This window comes from Pseudomonas sp. EA_65y_Pfl2_P74 (assembly GCF_963970575.1).
GTDB lineage: Bacteria > Pseudomonadota > Gammaproteobacteria > Pseudomonadales > Pseudomonadaceae > Aquipseudomonas > Aquipseudomonas baetica_A.
The window spans coordinates 22,218-37,291 of record NZ_CAXAOQ010000004.1 but is presented as its reverse complement, the minus strand read 5'-3'; the positions used below and the strand labels follow the sequence as shown (position 1 = coordinate 37,291).

14 protein-coding genes are annotated in these 15,074 nt (G+C 60.1%); 5 read left to right on the top strand and 9 right to left on the bottom strand.

Annotation, left to right across the window (positions count from 1 at the left end):
* Positions 1-162 precede the first annotated feature (162 nt).
* Positions 163-372 carry a cold-shock protein gene (locus AACY18_RS03845; RefSeq protein ID WP_095189383.1) on the bottom strand — a complete coding sequence of 70 codons (210 nt, stop codon included), beginning with the start codon at positions 370-372 and terminating at the stop codon, positions 163-165.
* Positions 373-610: 238 nt separating this feature from the next.
* Here AACY18_RS03845 and plsB point away from each other — a divergent pair, with 238 nt between their 5' ends.
* From plsB to AACY18_RS03830, 3 genes are all read left to right on the top strand, one after another.
* Entirely contained in the window at positions 611-3,112 is a 2,502-nt protein-coding gene (gene plsB / locus AACY18_RS03840) for a glycerol-3-phosphate 1-O-acyltransferase PlsB (protein WP_339464329.1), read from the top strand.
* A gap of 116 nt (positions 3,113-3,228) precedes the next feature.
* On the top strand, positions 3,229-3,627 hold the full coding sequence (locus tag AACY18_RS03835; RefSeq protein WP_339464328.1) for a YbaY family lipoprotein: 399 nt from the start codon (positions 3,229-3,231) through the stop codon (positions 3,625-3,627).
* A 27-nt stretch (positions 3,628-3,654) separates the two neighbouring features.
* Positions 3,655-4,344, top strand: a complete 690-nt coding sequence (locus AACY18_RS03830) for a DUF4197 domain-containing protein (RefSeq protein WP_339430528.1) — start codon at positions 3,655-3,657, stop codon at positions 4,342-4,344.
* A gap of 574 nt (positions 4,345-4,918) precedes the next feature.
* On the opposite strand, the gene AACY18_RS03825 is transcribed toward AACY18_RS03830, so the two are convergent.
* Both AACY18_RS03825 and AACY18_RS03820 read right to left on the bottom strand, forming a co-directional pair.
* Positions 4,919-7,987, bottom strand: coding sequence for an efflux RND transporter permease subunit (locus AACY18_RS03825; RefSeq protein ID WP_339464327.1), 3,069 nt, complete (start codon positions 7,985-7,987; stop codon positions 4,919-4,921).
* Between the two features lie 6 nt (positions 7,988-7,993).
* Positions 7,994-9,106: an efflux RND transporter periplasmic adaptor subunit gene (locus tag AACY18_RS03820; protein WP_339430526.1), complete on the bottom strand. Its 1,113-nt coding sequence runs from the start codon at positions 9,104-9,106 to the stop codon at positions 7,994-7,996.
* A gap of 94 nt (positions 9,107-9,200) precedes the next feature.
* Here AACY18_RS03820 and AACY18_RS03815 point away from each other — a divergent pair, with 94 nt between their 5' ends.
* Positions 9,201-9,836 (top strand): TetR/AcrR family transcriptional regulator, encoded by a 636-nt coding sequence (locus AACY18_RS03815; protein WP_339430525.1) that lies wholly within the window; start codon positions 9,201-9,203, stop codon positions 9,834-9,836.
* A gap of 60 nt (positions 9,837-9,896) precedes the next feature.
* Here the strand turns inward: AACY18_RS03815 and AACY18_RS03810 are convergent, their stop codons facing one another.
* Positions 9,897-10,679: a class I SAM-dependent methyltransferase gene (locus AACY18_RS03810; protein ID WP_445261944.1), complete on the bottom strand. Its 783-nt coding sequence runs from the start codon at positions 10,677-10,679 to the stop codon at positions 9,897-9,899.
* 93 nt (positions 10,680-10,772) lie between these two features.
* On the opposite strand from AACY18_RS03810, the gene AACY18_RS03805 reads away from it, so the two are divergent.
* Entirely contained in the window at positions 10,773-11,393 is a 621-nt protein-coding gene (locus AACY18_RS03805) for an energy transducer TonB (protein ID WP_339430524.1), read from the top strand.
* A gap of 3 nt (positions 11,394-11,396) precedes the next feature.
* Here AACY18_RS03805 and AACY18_RS03800 read toward each other — a convergent pair whose 3' ends face one another.
* From AACY18_RS03800 to tsaB, 5 genes are all read right to left on the bottom strand, one after another.
* Entirely contained in the window at positions 11,397-12,041 is a 645-nt protein-coding gene (locus AACY18_RS03800; RefSeq protein ID WP_339464427.1) for an extensin-like domain-containing protein, read from the bottom strand.
* A 50-nt stretch (positions 12,042-12,091) separates the two neighbouring features.
* Positions 12,092-12,913, bottom strand: a complete 822-nt coding sequence (locus tag AACY18_RS03795; RefSeq protein WP_339464326.1) for an isocitrate lyase/PEP mutase family protein — start codon at positions 12,911-12,913, stop codon at positions 12,092-12,094.
* Positions 12,914-12,945: 32 nt separating this feature from the next.
* Entirely contained in the window at positions 12,946-13,806 is an 861-nt protein-coding gene (locus AACY18_RS03790; protein WP_339464325.1) for a DUF72 domain-containing protein, read from the bottom strand.
* Complete coding sequence (locus AACY18_RS03785; protein WP_339430521.1) at positions 13,806-14,114, bottom strand: hypothetical protein; 309 nt, start codon at positions 14,112-14,114, stop codon at positions 13,806-13,808. Before AACY18_RS03785 ends, AACY18_RS03790 begins: the two co-directional genes overlap by 1 nt.
* A gap of 195 nt (positions 14,115-14,309) precedes the next feature.
* Positions 14,310-14,984 (bottom strand): tRNA (adenosine(37)-N6)-threonylcarbamoyltransferase complex dimerization subunit type 1 TsaB, encoded by a 675-nt coding sequence (tsaB, locus tag AACY18_RS03780; protein ID WP_339430520.1) that lies wholly within the window; start codon positions 14,982-14,984, stop codon positions 14,310-14,312.
* Between the last annotated feature and the right edge of the window lie 90 nt (positions 14,985-15,074).

Here is a 15,074-nt window from a genome sequence, read left to right as displayed (position 1 = left end):
CGCGAAAGTAGCCGTGAGAACAAAAGCTGTCTACTGTCAGATCTGACAGGGTGTTTATTCATACAGCGCAGCGTTGGATGAGATTTCACACCCAAAAAAAGATCGCAGCCTGCAGCAGCTTTTGTAGTAGCTGCAGAAGGCTGCGATCTTTTGATCCTGGATTTACAGGCCTACAACATCCTCAGCCTGCAAACCCTTGTCACCTGTCACCACCGCATACTCGACCTGCTGGCCTTCGGTCAGCGACCGATGCCCTTCGCCGCGAATCGCGCGGTAGTGCACGAACACGTCCACCCCGTCTTCGCGCTGAATGAAGCCGTAGCCCTTGGCGTCGTTGAACCACTTCACGTTTCCGGTTTCACGTGTTGCCATCTGTTCATACTCCTTTTTTATTATTGAACAGGCTTTTCGCAGGAAAGCCTTTGAGGAACGTCAGCCTGCGTCCGACGTCCATAAAAGGGCCCCGGCGACAGACCGCCGAGTATATGACAGGAGCGAAAAGTCTCAACAGGAGATTACTTCGCCGCTTTTTTGCCGATTTTCGATGAATCCGGCAAACTGTCGACCGCCCGAGCAAACGCTCGGTTTTATTCACTCACGCAGAAGCCGTATGACCCGTTCCCCGTTCCGCCGTCTTGTGTTTGGCACCTTGCGCCGACTGTTGTACCTCTGGGTTCGCTCCGAGACGATCAATCAGTCGTCGTTCACCCTCAACCTCGACCGCAGTCGTCCGGTGTTCTACGTCCTGCAAAACCCATCGCTCACCGACCTGGCAGTGGTCGATACCGAGTGCACCAAGGCCGGCCTGCCTCGCCCGGTGCTGCCGGTGTCGATCGGTTCGTTGATCGAACCGGCGGCGTTCTTTTACCTGACGCCAGACCCGGACTGGCTCGGCCGTCAGGACAAACGCGGCGCGCCGCCGACCCTGACCCGCCTGGTCAGCGCCCTCACCCAGAACGCCGCCGAAGATGCGCAAATCATCCCGGTCAGCGTGTTCTGGGGGCAGTCGCCGGACAGCGAGTCGAGCCCGTGGAAATTGTTGTTCGCCGACAGTTGGGCGGTCACCGGACGTCTGCGCCGGCTGCTGAGCATCATCGTGCTGGGGCGTAAAACCCGTGTGCAATTCTCTGCGCCGATCCACTTGCGCGAGCTGATCGAACACAACAAGGGCCACGAGCGCACCGTACGCATGGCCCAGCGCATCCTGCGCGTGCACTTTCGCAACCTCAAAGCGGCGGTGATCGGCCCGGACATTTCCCACCGCCGCAACCTCGTCAAAGGCCTGCTCAATCAGCCGCTGGTCAAGCAAGCGATCCTTGATGAGGCCGAGCGCGAAAACATCTCCCCGGAAAAAGCCAAGGCCCAAGCCCTGCGCTACGGCAACGAGATCGCTTCGGACTACACCTACACCGCGATCCGCTTCCTCGAAGTGGTGCTGAGCTGGTTCTGGAACAAGATCTACGACGGCATCAAGGTCAACCACATCGAAGGCGTGCAGAAGGTCGCCCAGGGTCACGAAGTGATCTACGTGCCGTGCCACCGCAGCCACATCGACTACCTGCTGCTTTCGTATCTGCTGTTCCGCAACGGCCTGACCCCGCCGCACATCGCCGCCGGGATCAACCTCAACATGCCGGTGATCGGCAGCCTGCTGCGCCGTGGCGGTGCGTTCTTCATGCGCCGCACGTTCAAGGGCAATCCGCTGTACACCTCGGTGTTCAACGAATACCTGCACACCCTGTTCACCAAAGGCTTCCCGGTCGAGTACTTCGTCGAAGGCGGCCGCTCGCGCACCGGGCGCATGCTGCAACCGAAAACCGGGATGCTCGCGATTACGATGCGCAGCTTCCTGCGCTCCTCGCGCATGCCGATCGTGTTTGTGCCGGTGTACATCGGTTATGAACGCGTGCTGGAGGGCCGCACCTACCTGGGCGAACTGCGGGGTGCGAGCAAGAAGAAAGAGTCGATCTTCGACATCTTCAAAGTCATCGGCGCGCTCAAGCAACGTTTCGGTCAGGTGGCCGTCAACTTCGGCGAACCGATCAAACTGGCGCAATTCCTCGATGCCGAGCAACCGGGCTGGCGCCAACAGGAACTTGCCCCGCAGTACAAACCCGCGTGGCTCAACGCGACCACCCATCGCCTCGGTGAGAAAGTCGCCCAGCACCTCAACGAAGCGGCAGCGATCAACCCGGTCAACCTGGTGGCACTGGCGCTTCTGTCGACCAGCCGCCTGGCACTGGACGATCGGGCCATGGCGCGCGTGCTGGATCTGTATCTGGCCCTGCTGCGCAAAGTCCCGTACTCGCCACACACCACCCTGCCGGAAGGTGATGGCCGTGCGCTGATCGAGCATGTGAAGGACATGGACCTGCTGTCCGAGCAAAGCGATGCGCTGGGCAAGATTCTCTATCTGGACGAGCAGAACGCCGTCCTGATGACCTACTACCGCAACAACGTGCTGCACATCTTTGCCCTGCCGGCGCTGCTGGCGAGTTTCTTCCAGAGCACCTCGCGCATGAGCCGCGAACAGATCCTGCGCTACACCCGCGCGCTGTATCCGTACTTGCAGTCGGAGCTGTTCATCCGCTGGAGCCTGGACGAGCTCGATGCAGTGGTCGATCAGTGGCTGGAAGCATTTGTCGAGCAAGGTCTGCTGCGTTTCGAGAAAGACGTCTACCTGCGTCCGGCGCCAAGTTCGCGGCATTTCGTATTGCTGACGCTGCTGTCGAAGAGCATTGCGCAGACCCTGCAACGTTTCTACATGACCGTGTCGCTGCTGCTCAACGCCGGCCAGAACGCCGTCAGCGCCGAAGAACTGGAAGACCTCTGCACGGTCATGGCTCAGCGCCTGTCGATCCTGCATGGCCTCAACGCCCCGGAGTTTTTCGACAAGAGCCTGTTCCGCCACTTCATCCAGACCCTGCTCGACCTCGACGTGCTGCGCCGCGACGAAGCGGGCAAATTGAGCTACCACGAACTGCTCGGCGAACTGGCCGAAGGTGCGGCCAAACGCGTGTTGCCGGCGGACATTCGTTTGTCGATCCGTCAGGTGGCGCTGCATCGCAGTGAAGATGCGGCCGACCAAGTCGCCACACCGCCCGAGACCTGATGAAAACCCTGTGGAAGCGGGCTTGCTCGCGAAAGCGGTTCAACATTCAACATCGCTGCTGAGTGTCACACCGCCTTCGCGAGCAAGCCCGCTCCCACAATGAAAGGAGATTTGCCATGAAAAAACTGACCATTCTCGCTGCCGCTGCCCTGCTCAGCGCCTGCCAATCGACCACTCCCGCCGGCAAGGTCAGCCTCGACGGCGAAGTGTTCTACCTGCAACGCATCGCCCTGCCACCGAGCGCAACGCTGAGCGTGAGCCTGCAAGACGTTTCACTGGCCGACGCCCCAGCCGTTGTACTCGATGAACAGAAAGGCCCGGTCAAAGGGCAGGTGCCGCTGCCGTTCCACTTGAGCTACGATCCGGGGCAGGTCAAACCCGGCCACCGTTACTCGGTCAGCGCACGCATTGAAGTGAACGGCGAACTGATGTTCATCACCACCGAAAACCATGCCGTGCAACTGGACGGCAACGATCCGCAGCCGCTGAAAATCCGCGTTGACGCCGCGCGTTAATTCATTTTCTGGAACAAGGAAGCCGCCATGCTCCGTCCCACCTTTCGCTTCGCCGGCCTGTGCGCAGGCCTGATGATCTGCGCCAGCGCCATGGCCCTGTCACTCAGCGACCTGTCACAAAACGACGCCACCGGCGGCCTCAAGGACGCCTTGACCCAAGGCGCACAACTGGCCGTCAAACAATTAGGTACCCCGGGCGGTTTCAGCAACAACCCGGACGTGAAAATCGAACTGCCGGGTAAACTCGGCAAAGTCGCCGGCAAGATGAAAGCCTTCGGCATGGGCGCCCAGGTCGAAGAACTGGAAACCGCGATGAACAAAGCCGCGGAAAGCGCCGTGACCCAGGCCCAGCCGATCCTCGTCGACGCCGTGAAAAAAATGAGCGTGGCCGACGCCAAAGGCATCCTCAGCGGCGGCAACGACTCGGCCACACAGTACCTGGACAAATCCAGCCGCGAACAGATCCGTGCCAAGTTCTTGCCAATCGTCAAACAAGCCACCGACAAGGTCGGCGTGGTGCAGAAATACAACACCTTCGCCGGCCAGGCCGCGACCTTCGGCGTCGTCGACGCCAAGAGCGCCAACGTCGAAAACTACGTCACCGAGCAAGCACTTAACGGCCTGTTCGAGATGATCGGTAAACAGGAAGAAACCATCCGCAAAAACCCCGCCGCTGCTGCAACAAGTCTGGCGAAGAAGGTGTTTGGGACGCTGTAAGGTTCTGAACACCAAAAAGCCCGCTGAACGTCATACGTTCAGCGGGCTTTTTGCAGGCGTCAGGTTTGCGGATCGACTTCGAGAAGTGCCAGCAGGCTGTCTCACACAATGGCATCGAGTGTCATCAGGTCGCAATCGGTCGGCTGTCAGGCCGCCATCGCTGGCAAACCCACACCGAAAAGCAAAAACACCACACACTAGCCCCGCGTCGCCCTTCACCACTCAACAGGATGAGCGTTAGCTCGGCTGCAGCTCTTGACGTACCGGCCCCTTCGGCAGGCTTCGTTTCGGGATTCATCCGGGGGTAGGCGCGCAGCGCCGTTCGACGAAGTCGAACACATCGAAAGGAGGTGCAGCGCAGCAAACCGGAGGCGATGCCCCCGGATGAAACCCGCAACGAAGGCACCCCGAGCCCCAGCGAGCGGGCCGTACGCCGGGGCCCAGCGTTTTGGTTCCTTTTGGGCGTTTGCAAAAGGGACTCGCTGTAAAAGCGAAACCGCCAGAGCCAGCACCCGAAGCAACGGATATTCACCAAGAACACCCACAGCATGGTCGGCCCAAAGGCCGCCAAGCCTCAAGCCTCCCGACGCACTCGGAACCAAGCCGCATACAACGCCGGCAAAAACAACAACGTCAGAGCCGTCGCCACAATCAACCCCCCCATGATCGCCACCGCCATCGGCCCAAAAAACACACTGCGCGACAACGGAATCATCGCCAGAACCGCCGCCAGAGCCGTCAACACAATCGGCCGAAAGCGCCGCACGGTAGCCTCGATAATCGCCTGCCAAGGCCTGAGCCCCGAGGCAATATCCTGCTCGATCTGATCCACCAGAATCACCGAGTTGCGCATGATCATCCCCGACAGCGCAATCGTCCCCAACATCGCCACAAATCCGAACGGCTGCCGAAACACCATCAAAAACAGCACCACCCCGATCAACCCCAACGGCGCCGTCAAAAACACCATCGCCGTGCGCGAAAAACTGCGCAGTTGCACCATCAGCAACGTCAGCACAACGACAATGAACATCGGCACCCCGGCGTTCACCGACTTCTGCCCCCGCTGCGAATCCTCCACCGTCCCACCGACATCCAGCAGATAACCGTCCGGCAACTCGGCACGAATCGAATCCAGCGTCGGCAGGATCTGTTTCACCAACGTCGCCGGTTGCTCCCTGTCATAAATGTCCGCGCGCACCGTCACGTTCGGCAGGCGGTTACGGTGCCAGATGATGCCTTCCTCAAAGCCGTATTCCAGCGTGGCCACTTGCGACAACGCGACGCTGCGGCCGTTGTCAGTCGGCACTGCCAGGCTCGGCAACAGCGACAGTTCAGTGCGTTCATGCACCGTGCCGCGCAGCAGAATCTCGATCAACTCGTTGTCTTCGCGATATTGGCTGACACTCGACCCGGTCAACGAACTCTGGAGGAATTTCGCCAGACTGGCCGTGCTCACCCCAAGTGCCCGAGCGCGATCCTGATCGATGTTCAGGTAGATCACTTTGCTCGGTTCTTCCCAGTCCAGATGCACATTGACCACATGGGGATTCTCGCGCACCTTGGCCGCCACCTTGCGGGCAAGCGCACGAACTTCTTCGATGTGCTCACCCGTGACGCGAAACTGCACCGGATACCCCACGGGCGGGCCATTTTCCAGACGTGTCACCCGCGAACGCAGCGCCGGAAACTGTTCGTTAAGCGTATCGATCAACCAGGTTCGCAGCGCTTCACGCTCTTCGATATTTTTGGCCAACACCACAAACTGGGCGAAGCTCGCCGCAGGCAGTTGCTGGTCCAGCGGCAAATAGAAACGCGGCGAACCGGTGCCGACATAGGCCACATAGTTATCGATGCCGGCATGCTCCTTGAGTATTGCTTCAAGCCGCTTGACCTCACCGGTGGTATTGGCCAACGAAGCGCCCTCGGCGAGTTTCAGATCGACCATCAATTCCAGTCGATTTGAGGCCGGGAAGAACTGCTGCGGCACGAAGCGGAACAACATCACCGACGCGATAAACAGCCCCAACGTCAGCACGATCACGGTTTTACGATGGACCACACACCACTCCACCAGACGTCGAACGCGCTGATAGAACGGTGTGCCATAAGGGTCCGACTGACCGTCCCCGGCGCCGTGTTTGGCGGCATGAATTTTCGCCAGGTCCGGCAGCAGTTTTTCACCCAGATACGGCACGAACACCACCGCTGCCACCCACGAAGCAAGCAGCGCGATGGTCACCACCTGGAAAATAGAGCGGGTGTACTCACCGGTGCCGGACTGCGCCGTGGCAATCGGCAGAAAGCCTGCGGCGGTAATCAGCGTTCCGGTGAGCATGGGGAACGCGGTGCTGGTCCAGGCGTAGCTTGCGGCCTTGATCCGGTCGAAGCCCTGTTCCATTTTGATCGCCATCATCTCCACGGCAATGATCGCGTCGTCCACCAGCAAGCCCAGCGCCAGAACCAGCGCACCGAGGGAGATTTTGTGCAGGCCGATACCCAGGTAATACATGCAGGCAAAGGTCATCGCCAAGACCAGCGGAATGGTCAGCGCCACGACCATGCCGGTGCGCACGCCCAAGGAGAAGAAGCTCACCAGCAACACAATCGCCAGCGCCTCGACCAACACCTGGACAAACTCGCCAACCCCGGTTTTCACTGCTGCCGGTTGGTCAGACACCTTGCGCAGTTGCATACCGACCGGGAGGTTTTTCTGGATACGCGAGAACTCGCCTTCCAGCGCCTTGCCCAGTACCAGAATGTCACCGCCGCCCTTCATCGCCACCGCCAGGCCGATCGCATCTTCGCCCATGAAGCGCATGCGCGGCGCCGGCGGATCGTTGAATCCGCGCCGCACGTCGGCGACATCGCAGATACGGAACGTGCGATCACCGACCCGGATGGGGAAGTTCCTGATCTCATCGACCGTCTGAAAATTCCCCGAAACCCTTAGCTGCAAGCGCTCGGTAGGCGTCTCAAAGAAACCCGCCGTGGACACCGCATTCTGTTCCTCCAGCGCCTGTTGCACCGCCGCCAGCGGTAAACCGAGGGTGGCGAGTTTGACGTTCGACAGCTCGACCCAGATTTTCTCGTCCTGCAAACCGAGCAAATCGACCTTGCCGACATCCTTCACCCGTTGCAGCTGGATCTGGATGCGATCGGCGTAATCCTTGAGCACGGCGTAGTCGAAACCGTCGCCGGTCAGCGCGTAGATATTGCCGAAGGTCGTGCCAAATTCATCGTTGAAAAACGGCCCCTGAATGCCCGGCGGCAGCGTCTGGCGGATGTCGCTGATTTTCTTGCGTACCAGATACCAGAGATCGGGAATCTCCACCGAATGCATCGAGTCGCGCGCAATGAAGGTGACTTGAGACTCACCAGGACGGGAGAACGAAACAATGCGCTCGTACTCACCGGTTTCCATCAGTTTCTTTTCGATGCGTTCAGTGACCTGCCGTGAGACTTCCTGCGCGGTCGCCCCTGGCCAACGGGTTTGAATCACCATGGCCTTGAAGGTGAACGGCGGGTCTTCACTTTGGCCGAGTTTGGTGTAGGACAACGCACCGACGATGGCCAGCAAAAGCATCAGGAACAGTACGATCTGGCGATTACGCAGCGCCCATTCGGAAAGGTTGAAGCGCATCGGGACTTACTCCTTGTCCGCCAGATTGACCACACGGTTGGAACGATCCACGGGGCGCACCTGCTGCCCTTCGAGGAGCACATGCACGCCGGCAGCCACGACCCAGTCGCTGGCATTGAGGCCTTCGAGCACCGGCACGGTTTTTTCACCGAATGGGCCGACTCGCACGGGGGTCTTCTTCAAGGTGTTGTTGGCGCTGACGACCCAGACGTAGGTCGCACCGTTCTCGGCCGTCAATGCCGAAAGCGGCACCGATAGCGACGCGGTATTGGCTGATTGCACGAACACACGCGCACTCTGGCCGAGTTCGGCCGGGACTTTGCCACTGGTGAAAGAGATACGGGCAGCGAAGGTGCGGGATTTGGGATCGGCGGATGGCGACAGCTCACGAATCTGCCCGGCGAAGCGCTGGTTCTGCTGCGTCCAGAGCTCTACGGTAACCGGCTGACCGACCTTGAACCTGCCAAAACTCTGTTCCGGCAGGCTGATCAGCACTTCACGCTCACCATCGGCGGCGAGTGTAAACACCGTCTGCCCTGCGGCGACCACCTGCCCCACTTCCACCGAGCGCTTGGCAACCACACCGTCCTGGGGCGCACGCAACACGGCGTAACTGGCCTGATTGGTCGAAACGTTGAATTGGGCTTTGATCTGTTTGAGGCGGGCTTCGCCGGAGCGATAAAGGTTTTCGGCGTTGTCGTAGGCCGAGCGGCTGACCATCTGCCGATCCATCAGCGTCTTGTAGCGGTCACGTTCGGCGCGCACCAGAGTGAGATTGGCCTCAGCGGCAGAGACTTGGGCGCGAGTCGCTTCCAGTTGCAGGCGTACGTCCTGGGGATCAAGTTCGGCGAGCGGCTGATCGGCCTTCACGCGCTGACCTTCCTCGACCAGTCGTCGGCTGACTTTTCCACCGATGCGGAACGCCAGATCAGGTTCGTAACGGGCGCGCACTTCGCCCGGATAGCTTTCCATCTTCTGCGCCGAAGGCTCTGGCTGCACCACCATCGCCGGTCGCACGGTAACGGGCGCTGCCTCTTCCTGGCCACATGCGGACAGTAAAAAAACCAGGCTGACTGGCAACGCAAATGGCCACGTGAGGTGCAGTGCATGGCGGGACATGGTGACGGACCTTTCGCTAATGGTGCTTGGAATAATTATACTGGCCGGTATGTTATTAATAGCAAACTCACCAGTCCAGTAATAAAAGCGAAGAATGTCGAACAATCTTGCAGTTCCAAACGGCCCGGGCCGCCCCAAGGATCTGGCCAAACGTCAGGCGATTCTCGATGCGGCGAAAATTCTGTTTCTGAGTCATGGCTATGCCAACACCAGCATGGACGCGGTGGCCGCCGAGGCCGGCGTGTCGAAGCTGACGGTCTACAGCCATTTCACCGATAAGGAGACACTGTTCTCCGCCGCCGTGGTGGCCAAATGCGAGGAACAATTACCGCCGTTGTTCTTCGAATTGCCGGACGGCATTGCCGTGGAAAATGTGTTGCTGAACATTGCCCGGGGCTTTCATCACCTGATCAACAGCGATGAATCGGTGAATCTGCATCGCCTGATCATGGCACTGGGCGCGCAGGATCCAAAACTGTCGCAGATTTTCTTTGAGGCCGGCACCGAGCGCATGGTGCAAGGGATGGAGCGGCTGCTGACGCAGATCCACGAAAGCGGCGCGCTGAACATCGACCTGCCGCGTAACGCGGCTGAGCATTTCTTTTGCCTGATCAAGGGCGCGGGCAATTTTCGCTTGTTGTATGGCTGTGGGGAGCCGTTGACTGACGAGGCGGCGCAGAGCCATGTGCAGGAAGTCGTGGGATTGTTTATGCGGGCGTATCGGCCCTGAGTTTTGCGCTGTATTGGCCGGCCCCATCGCTAGCAGGCTAGCGATGGCAGCGACGCGGTCTTAAGCCTTGAGCGCCTTCTTCGGGTAAATGTCATACCGGCTGGACTTGCCATCCAGCGCATGACTCGGCTTCGGCCCGTCGATGCACGGCGCCTTGCGCGGCCGCTTGACCACCACCCGGTGCGTGGCCAGTGCCAACGCCGCTTCAAGCAACGCCGGTGCATCCGGATCATCGCCAACCAGCGGCCGGAACAGGCGCATTTCCTTCTTCACCAACGCGGTTTTCTCCCGATGCGGGAACATCGGATCAAGGTAGATCACTTGCGGTGGCTCGCCCTCCCAGTGGCGCATGACCTCGATGGAGTTGCCCTTGAACAACTTCATCCGCGCCACAATCGGCGCCACGTCGAAATCTTCCGCCGCGCGCGCCAGGCCATCCTCCAGCAACGCACCGATCAGCGGCTGGCGCTCGATCAGGCTCATCTCGCAGCCCAGACTCGCCAGCACGAACGCATCCTTGCCCAGCCCTGCTGTGGCATCCAACACCCGCGGGCGCACACCTTGGGCAATGCCGACAGCCTTGGCGATCATCTGCCCGCTGCCACCGCCGTATAAACGACGATGCGCCGCACCGCCCTCGACAAAGTCCACGCGCACAGGCCCCGGCGCATCCGGCCCCAGTTGCTGGAGTTGCAAACCCTGCTCGCCGACCTGCAAGGCAAACTCGCCATCAGCCACTTGCAACGGCAGGCCCAGACGCTTGGCCCACTGCTCGGCCTGCGCTTCAAACATCGGGCCAAGGGCCTGGACATGGATGCGGCAGGCCGCGGGTTGCTCAATCATGGAAAACACGCTCAAAAAAGTTAAGGATCGGCAGAAACCGCCGATAACCCAATCAACGCGCATTTTGCCAGAGCTGAGCGTCAACCGAAAAAAATGTCAGGCATTCTTCCCACATCGATTGGCTACATTTCGCCCCATGGCGATTTCAGCCGTCAAAATACTCAAGCACTGAGCGGCGTCAGTCACCTGTGGCAGGATTTCTTTGCCCAGGCCCTGGCCGAACAGACGAGTGAAGTGGTGCCCGCTTGCGGCACGTTTCCACCGGTTGACCTGAACAGCCCTGAAGAGCCGACCCTGGGCAGCGAACTGCACGCGCATATCGTCAGCCAGCGTGAATGCGAAGTCGTTGAAACCGAAGTGCGTCCGCCGGAGCCGCTGTTCCTGCCAATCGCCGAGTTCGAAATGGAACTGGCCGACAAGCCATTCCCACCGTTCCCGCCGGAAGAAATCAAAGCTCAGCAAGAGCAGCAGGATTTCGACAGCAGTTGGGTTCGCCCGATCGTGATCAACAATGGTCAGCCAATTCCGGAGCCAGGCGCTGCGCCGCACAAGCGTCCACTGTACTTGCCGATTGCCGAGTTCGATCTGGACTTGCTGGACAAGCCATTCCCGCCGTTCTCGCCGCAAGAAATCGCCGAACAGCAAAAGGCGCTGGACTTCGATAACGGCTGGGCACGCCCGATCGTTTTGCAGAACCTGCGCATCGCCGCCTAAGCCTCAGCGACACACGCTCCAGCGCCCGATATCGACATGAAAATGATTGCGATGCGCCGCGTTGTAATCCGGGCTCAACACCACACTGAATGCCTTGCACGCGCCATCACGCACCTGACGCAGAAACTGTGCGTCCTGATTCTGCTTGGGCCAATCCTTTAGCACGCTGACACGGCGACCGCTCGCCAGACGAAAACCGGCGATATCCAGCGCATCGGCACTGGCATGCCGGCTGAGCGCGCCGCTCTCGCGGTTGTAGAGATTGCGGCAGGCGAAACTGCCGAGGTGATCCAGGCGTGCGACGTTCTCGCCGTAAACGGCCTGCGCGGCGGGTTGCAGGGTGTGTCGCTCGAACATCGCGTAAGCCACCGCCAACGGGCAACTGGCGAGGAAGCTGCTGCTCAGGGCCACCTCTGCACCCTGAACGCGCAAGGCGCCAATCAGCGGGCACTTGGCGTCGGGGCTGTCCGCTTGCGTCGTCACGCGCAACGCCGAGCTGGCCAGTGCTTGCGCACACAGCTCTGGGTCACCGCGCAAGCGCATCAGCTTGTAACCGGTCAGCCAATTGGGCGCGGCCTTTACATCCAGCGGCGCCCACGGGTTCCACTCAGGCGGCACTGGCAGCCAACCACGCCAGACACTGACCATGGCGCCGATAATGACCAGCAGCACAGCCCATGGAATCCATCGCACCCTGTTCAGCCTTTGAAAAACTGATTGGCCTTGGCGTAAGGCATCGACTGCGACGTAAAACCGAATGTGCCCGATTGCTGGATTTCTTCAGCCGCACGGAAGAATTCGCCGAACGCGGCCAGAGCCAATGCCGAACCGGTACTGATCCGCCGCACACCGATGTCTTCCAGTTGCTGCACCGTCATCTTCAGCCCGCCGGACATCAGGACGTTGACCGGTTTGGGGGCCACCGCACGCACCACCGCCAGCACTTCGTCAGCATTGCGCAAGCCGGGCGCATACAGCACGTCGGCGCCTGCCTCGGCAAAAGCCTGCAAGCGGCGGACGGTGTCATTGATATCGGGATTGCCGTGCAGATAGTTTTCCCCACGGGCCGTCAGGATGAAGGGAAACGGCAACGTGCGTACGGTAGCGACGGCGGCTTCGACGCGCGCCACGGCGTGTTCCAAGCAATAGATCGGGGCGTCTTCACGGCCGGTGGCGTCTTCGATTGAGGCGCCTACCGCGCCCGCTTCGGCTGCGCGCAATACGCTTTGGGCGCATTCGACCGGGTCATCGGCGAAACCGTTTTCCAGATCCACCGCTACCGGCAAATCGGTGGCTGCGACAATCGCGCGGACATTCGCCAACGTCTCATCGAGACTCAAAGCACCATCGGCTTTGCCCTGGGAAAATGCGTAACCGGCGCTGGTCGTCGCCAGTGCCTGATAGCCAAGGCTGGCGAGCATCTTCGCTGAACCGGCGTCCCACGGATTGGGAATAACGAAAATCCCCGGGCGTTCATGCAGGGCTTTGAAGGCGTGGGCTTTGCGGGTTTGCGCGTCCATTGGCAGCTCCGGGGCAGATGAATAAACCCGCCTCAGAGCAGGCCAAGTTGCTCCGCGGCGGGCTCTCTGTATAGCTCAGGCAGCGATGCCAAGCCAGGCAAACGTTGCATCAGTTGTGCATGAAAACGTTGCGCCAACTTCGCCGCCAGCAAGTTGTCGGCGGTGTGCAGGAAGATGTATGGCGTGCGGCCTTCTTCGATCCACTCGGCGATTTTCGCCACCCACGGCACCAGGAACGCATCGTTGGCCTCAAGCTCGGGATGACCAATAAAGCGCACTTGCGGGAACTGCGTGAACGCCGCTGGACGCGTCGGTACACGCGGCTTTTTCGATTGAGCGTGAATCACCGAAGACTCGGTCGACAGGCAACTGAACAGCGCTCGCGGGTCGAGACAGATACGCTCAACCCCACGATCGAGCAGCAGCCGATTGAGCAGGCGCTCGCTCTCGCCCTTGGCGAAGAATTGCTCATGCCGCACCTCAACCGCCAGCGGGCAGTCCAGCGCATCGATAAACGCCGCCAACTCCGGCAACCGATGCGGCGTGAAGCTTTTCGACAATTGCAGCCACAGCGGCGAGACACGCTCGCCGAGGGGGTTGAGTAACTGCTGGAAGGTTTGGGCAGCGGTCAGTTGCTCGCGCAGGTCACCGCTGTGGCTAATGTCGCCGGGGAACTTGGCAGTGAAGCGAAAGTGTTCAGGCATGACGTCGGCCCAACGCTGCACAGTGGCCGGCGAAGGACTGGCGTAGAAGGTCGTGTTGCCTTCCACGGCGTTGAACACTTGGCAATAGAGGCTGAGGAAGTCAGAGGTTTTGGCGTCTTCCGGATACAGATACTCGCGCCAGGCGTTTTCGCTCCAGGACGGGCAACCGAGGTAGTAAGGCAGAGCCATCAGATGTAAAGGTCGAGGCCCAGCACGTCCGCATCCCAATCGACAAAACCGGCAGTGCTCAGGTAGCTGGCCAAGGCCATGGCTACGCTTTTCTTCATCGCACGGTGGTAGATCATGTCTTGCTGACGGGCAGGCAGATTGCTCAAGCGTTGCGCAGAGGCTTTGGCAGCACGGGCGGCCAGTTGCTCTTCGGTGGGGAATTCCAACTCGCCGTCGATATCGTCGACGGTTTCTTCCTGCGCCACATTGCCTTTGCGAGGCTTGCGCTTGATGGGGTAGGACTGAGAGGAAACGCCGTCTATACGCATAAATTCATGCTCGGTATCAATGATGGCAATTTAGCGGCACTTGACCGACTTAGCAAACTGCCGAGTGATAACTAGAACACATAAAGCGCAAAAGGTTTAAAACGTGGGGTTAGAAACTGACGATTGGCAGACTTCAGGCAGAGCACTATTCACTGTGGGAGCAAGCTTGCTCGCTCCCACAGGTTTTTGGGTGAATCAGCGGGCCTTGGGGGTAGCCACTTTATCGCGCAGGTAAACCGGCTGCGCATCATCGGCCGGAATCGTTTCGCCGCGCTCCCAAGCAAAGCGTGCCAAGGTCAACAGGTCTTCGGCGTGGGGCAGCATGCCCGCGTCTGAACCGCTCAGGTTCACTGCGATACGCTCACCATAGCCCCAGCCAGTGCCGGCACCGAACCATTCGCCACTGCCATCGACCGGCAGCGCCGCGACTTCCGGCGGCAGCACTGCTTCGGCGCCGACCAGACGCATCTCCCCCGCCGTCTCGCGATAGCAGCCCCAATACACTTCGTCCATGCGCGCATCGATCGCCGCTGCAACCTGGCTCACACCCTGCTCGCGAAACGCACGTTGCGCCAACACGGCCAGGTTGGACACCGGCAGCACCGGACGATCCAGCGCGAACGCCAAGCCCTGCACCACACCGATGGCAATCCGCACACCGGTAAACGCACCCGGCCCACGACCGAAGGCAATAGCATCCACCGCTTGCAACGTGGTACCGGCATCGGCCAGCAATTGCTGGATCATCGGCAGCAGCTTTTGCGCGTGCAGGCGCGGAATCACCTCGTAATGGCTCGTGACCTTGCCGTCATGCAGCAAGGCAACGGAGCAAGCTTCAGTCGCGGTGTCCAGGGCCAGCAAGGTGCTCATCGATGTATCCAAAACAGGGGTGGGGAAAAAGTGCGTCAGTATAAACAACTACGGCCCGCAAGCGGGCCGTGGATGATGCAGCTAATCAGC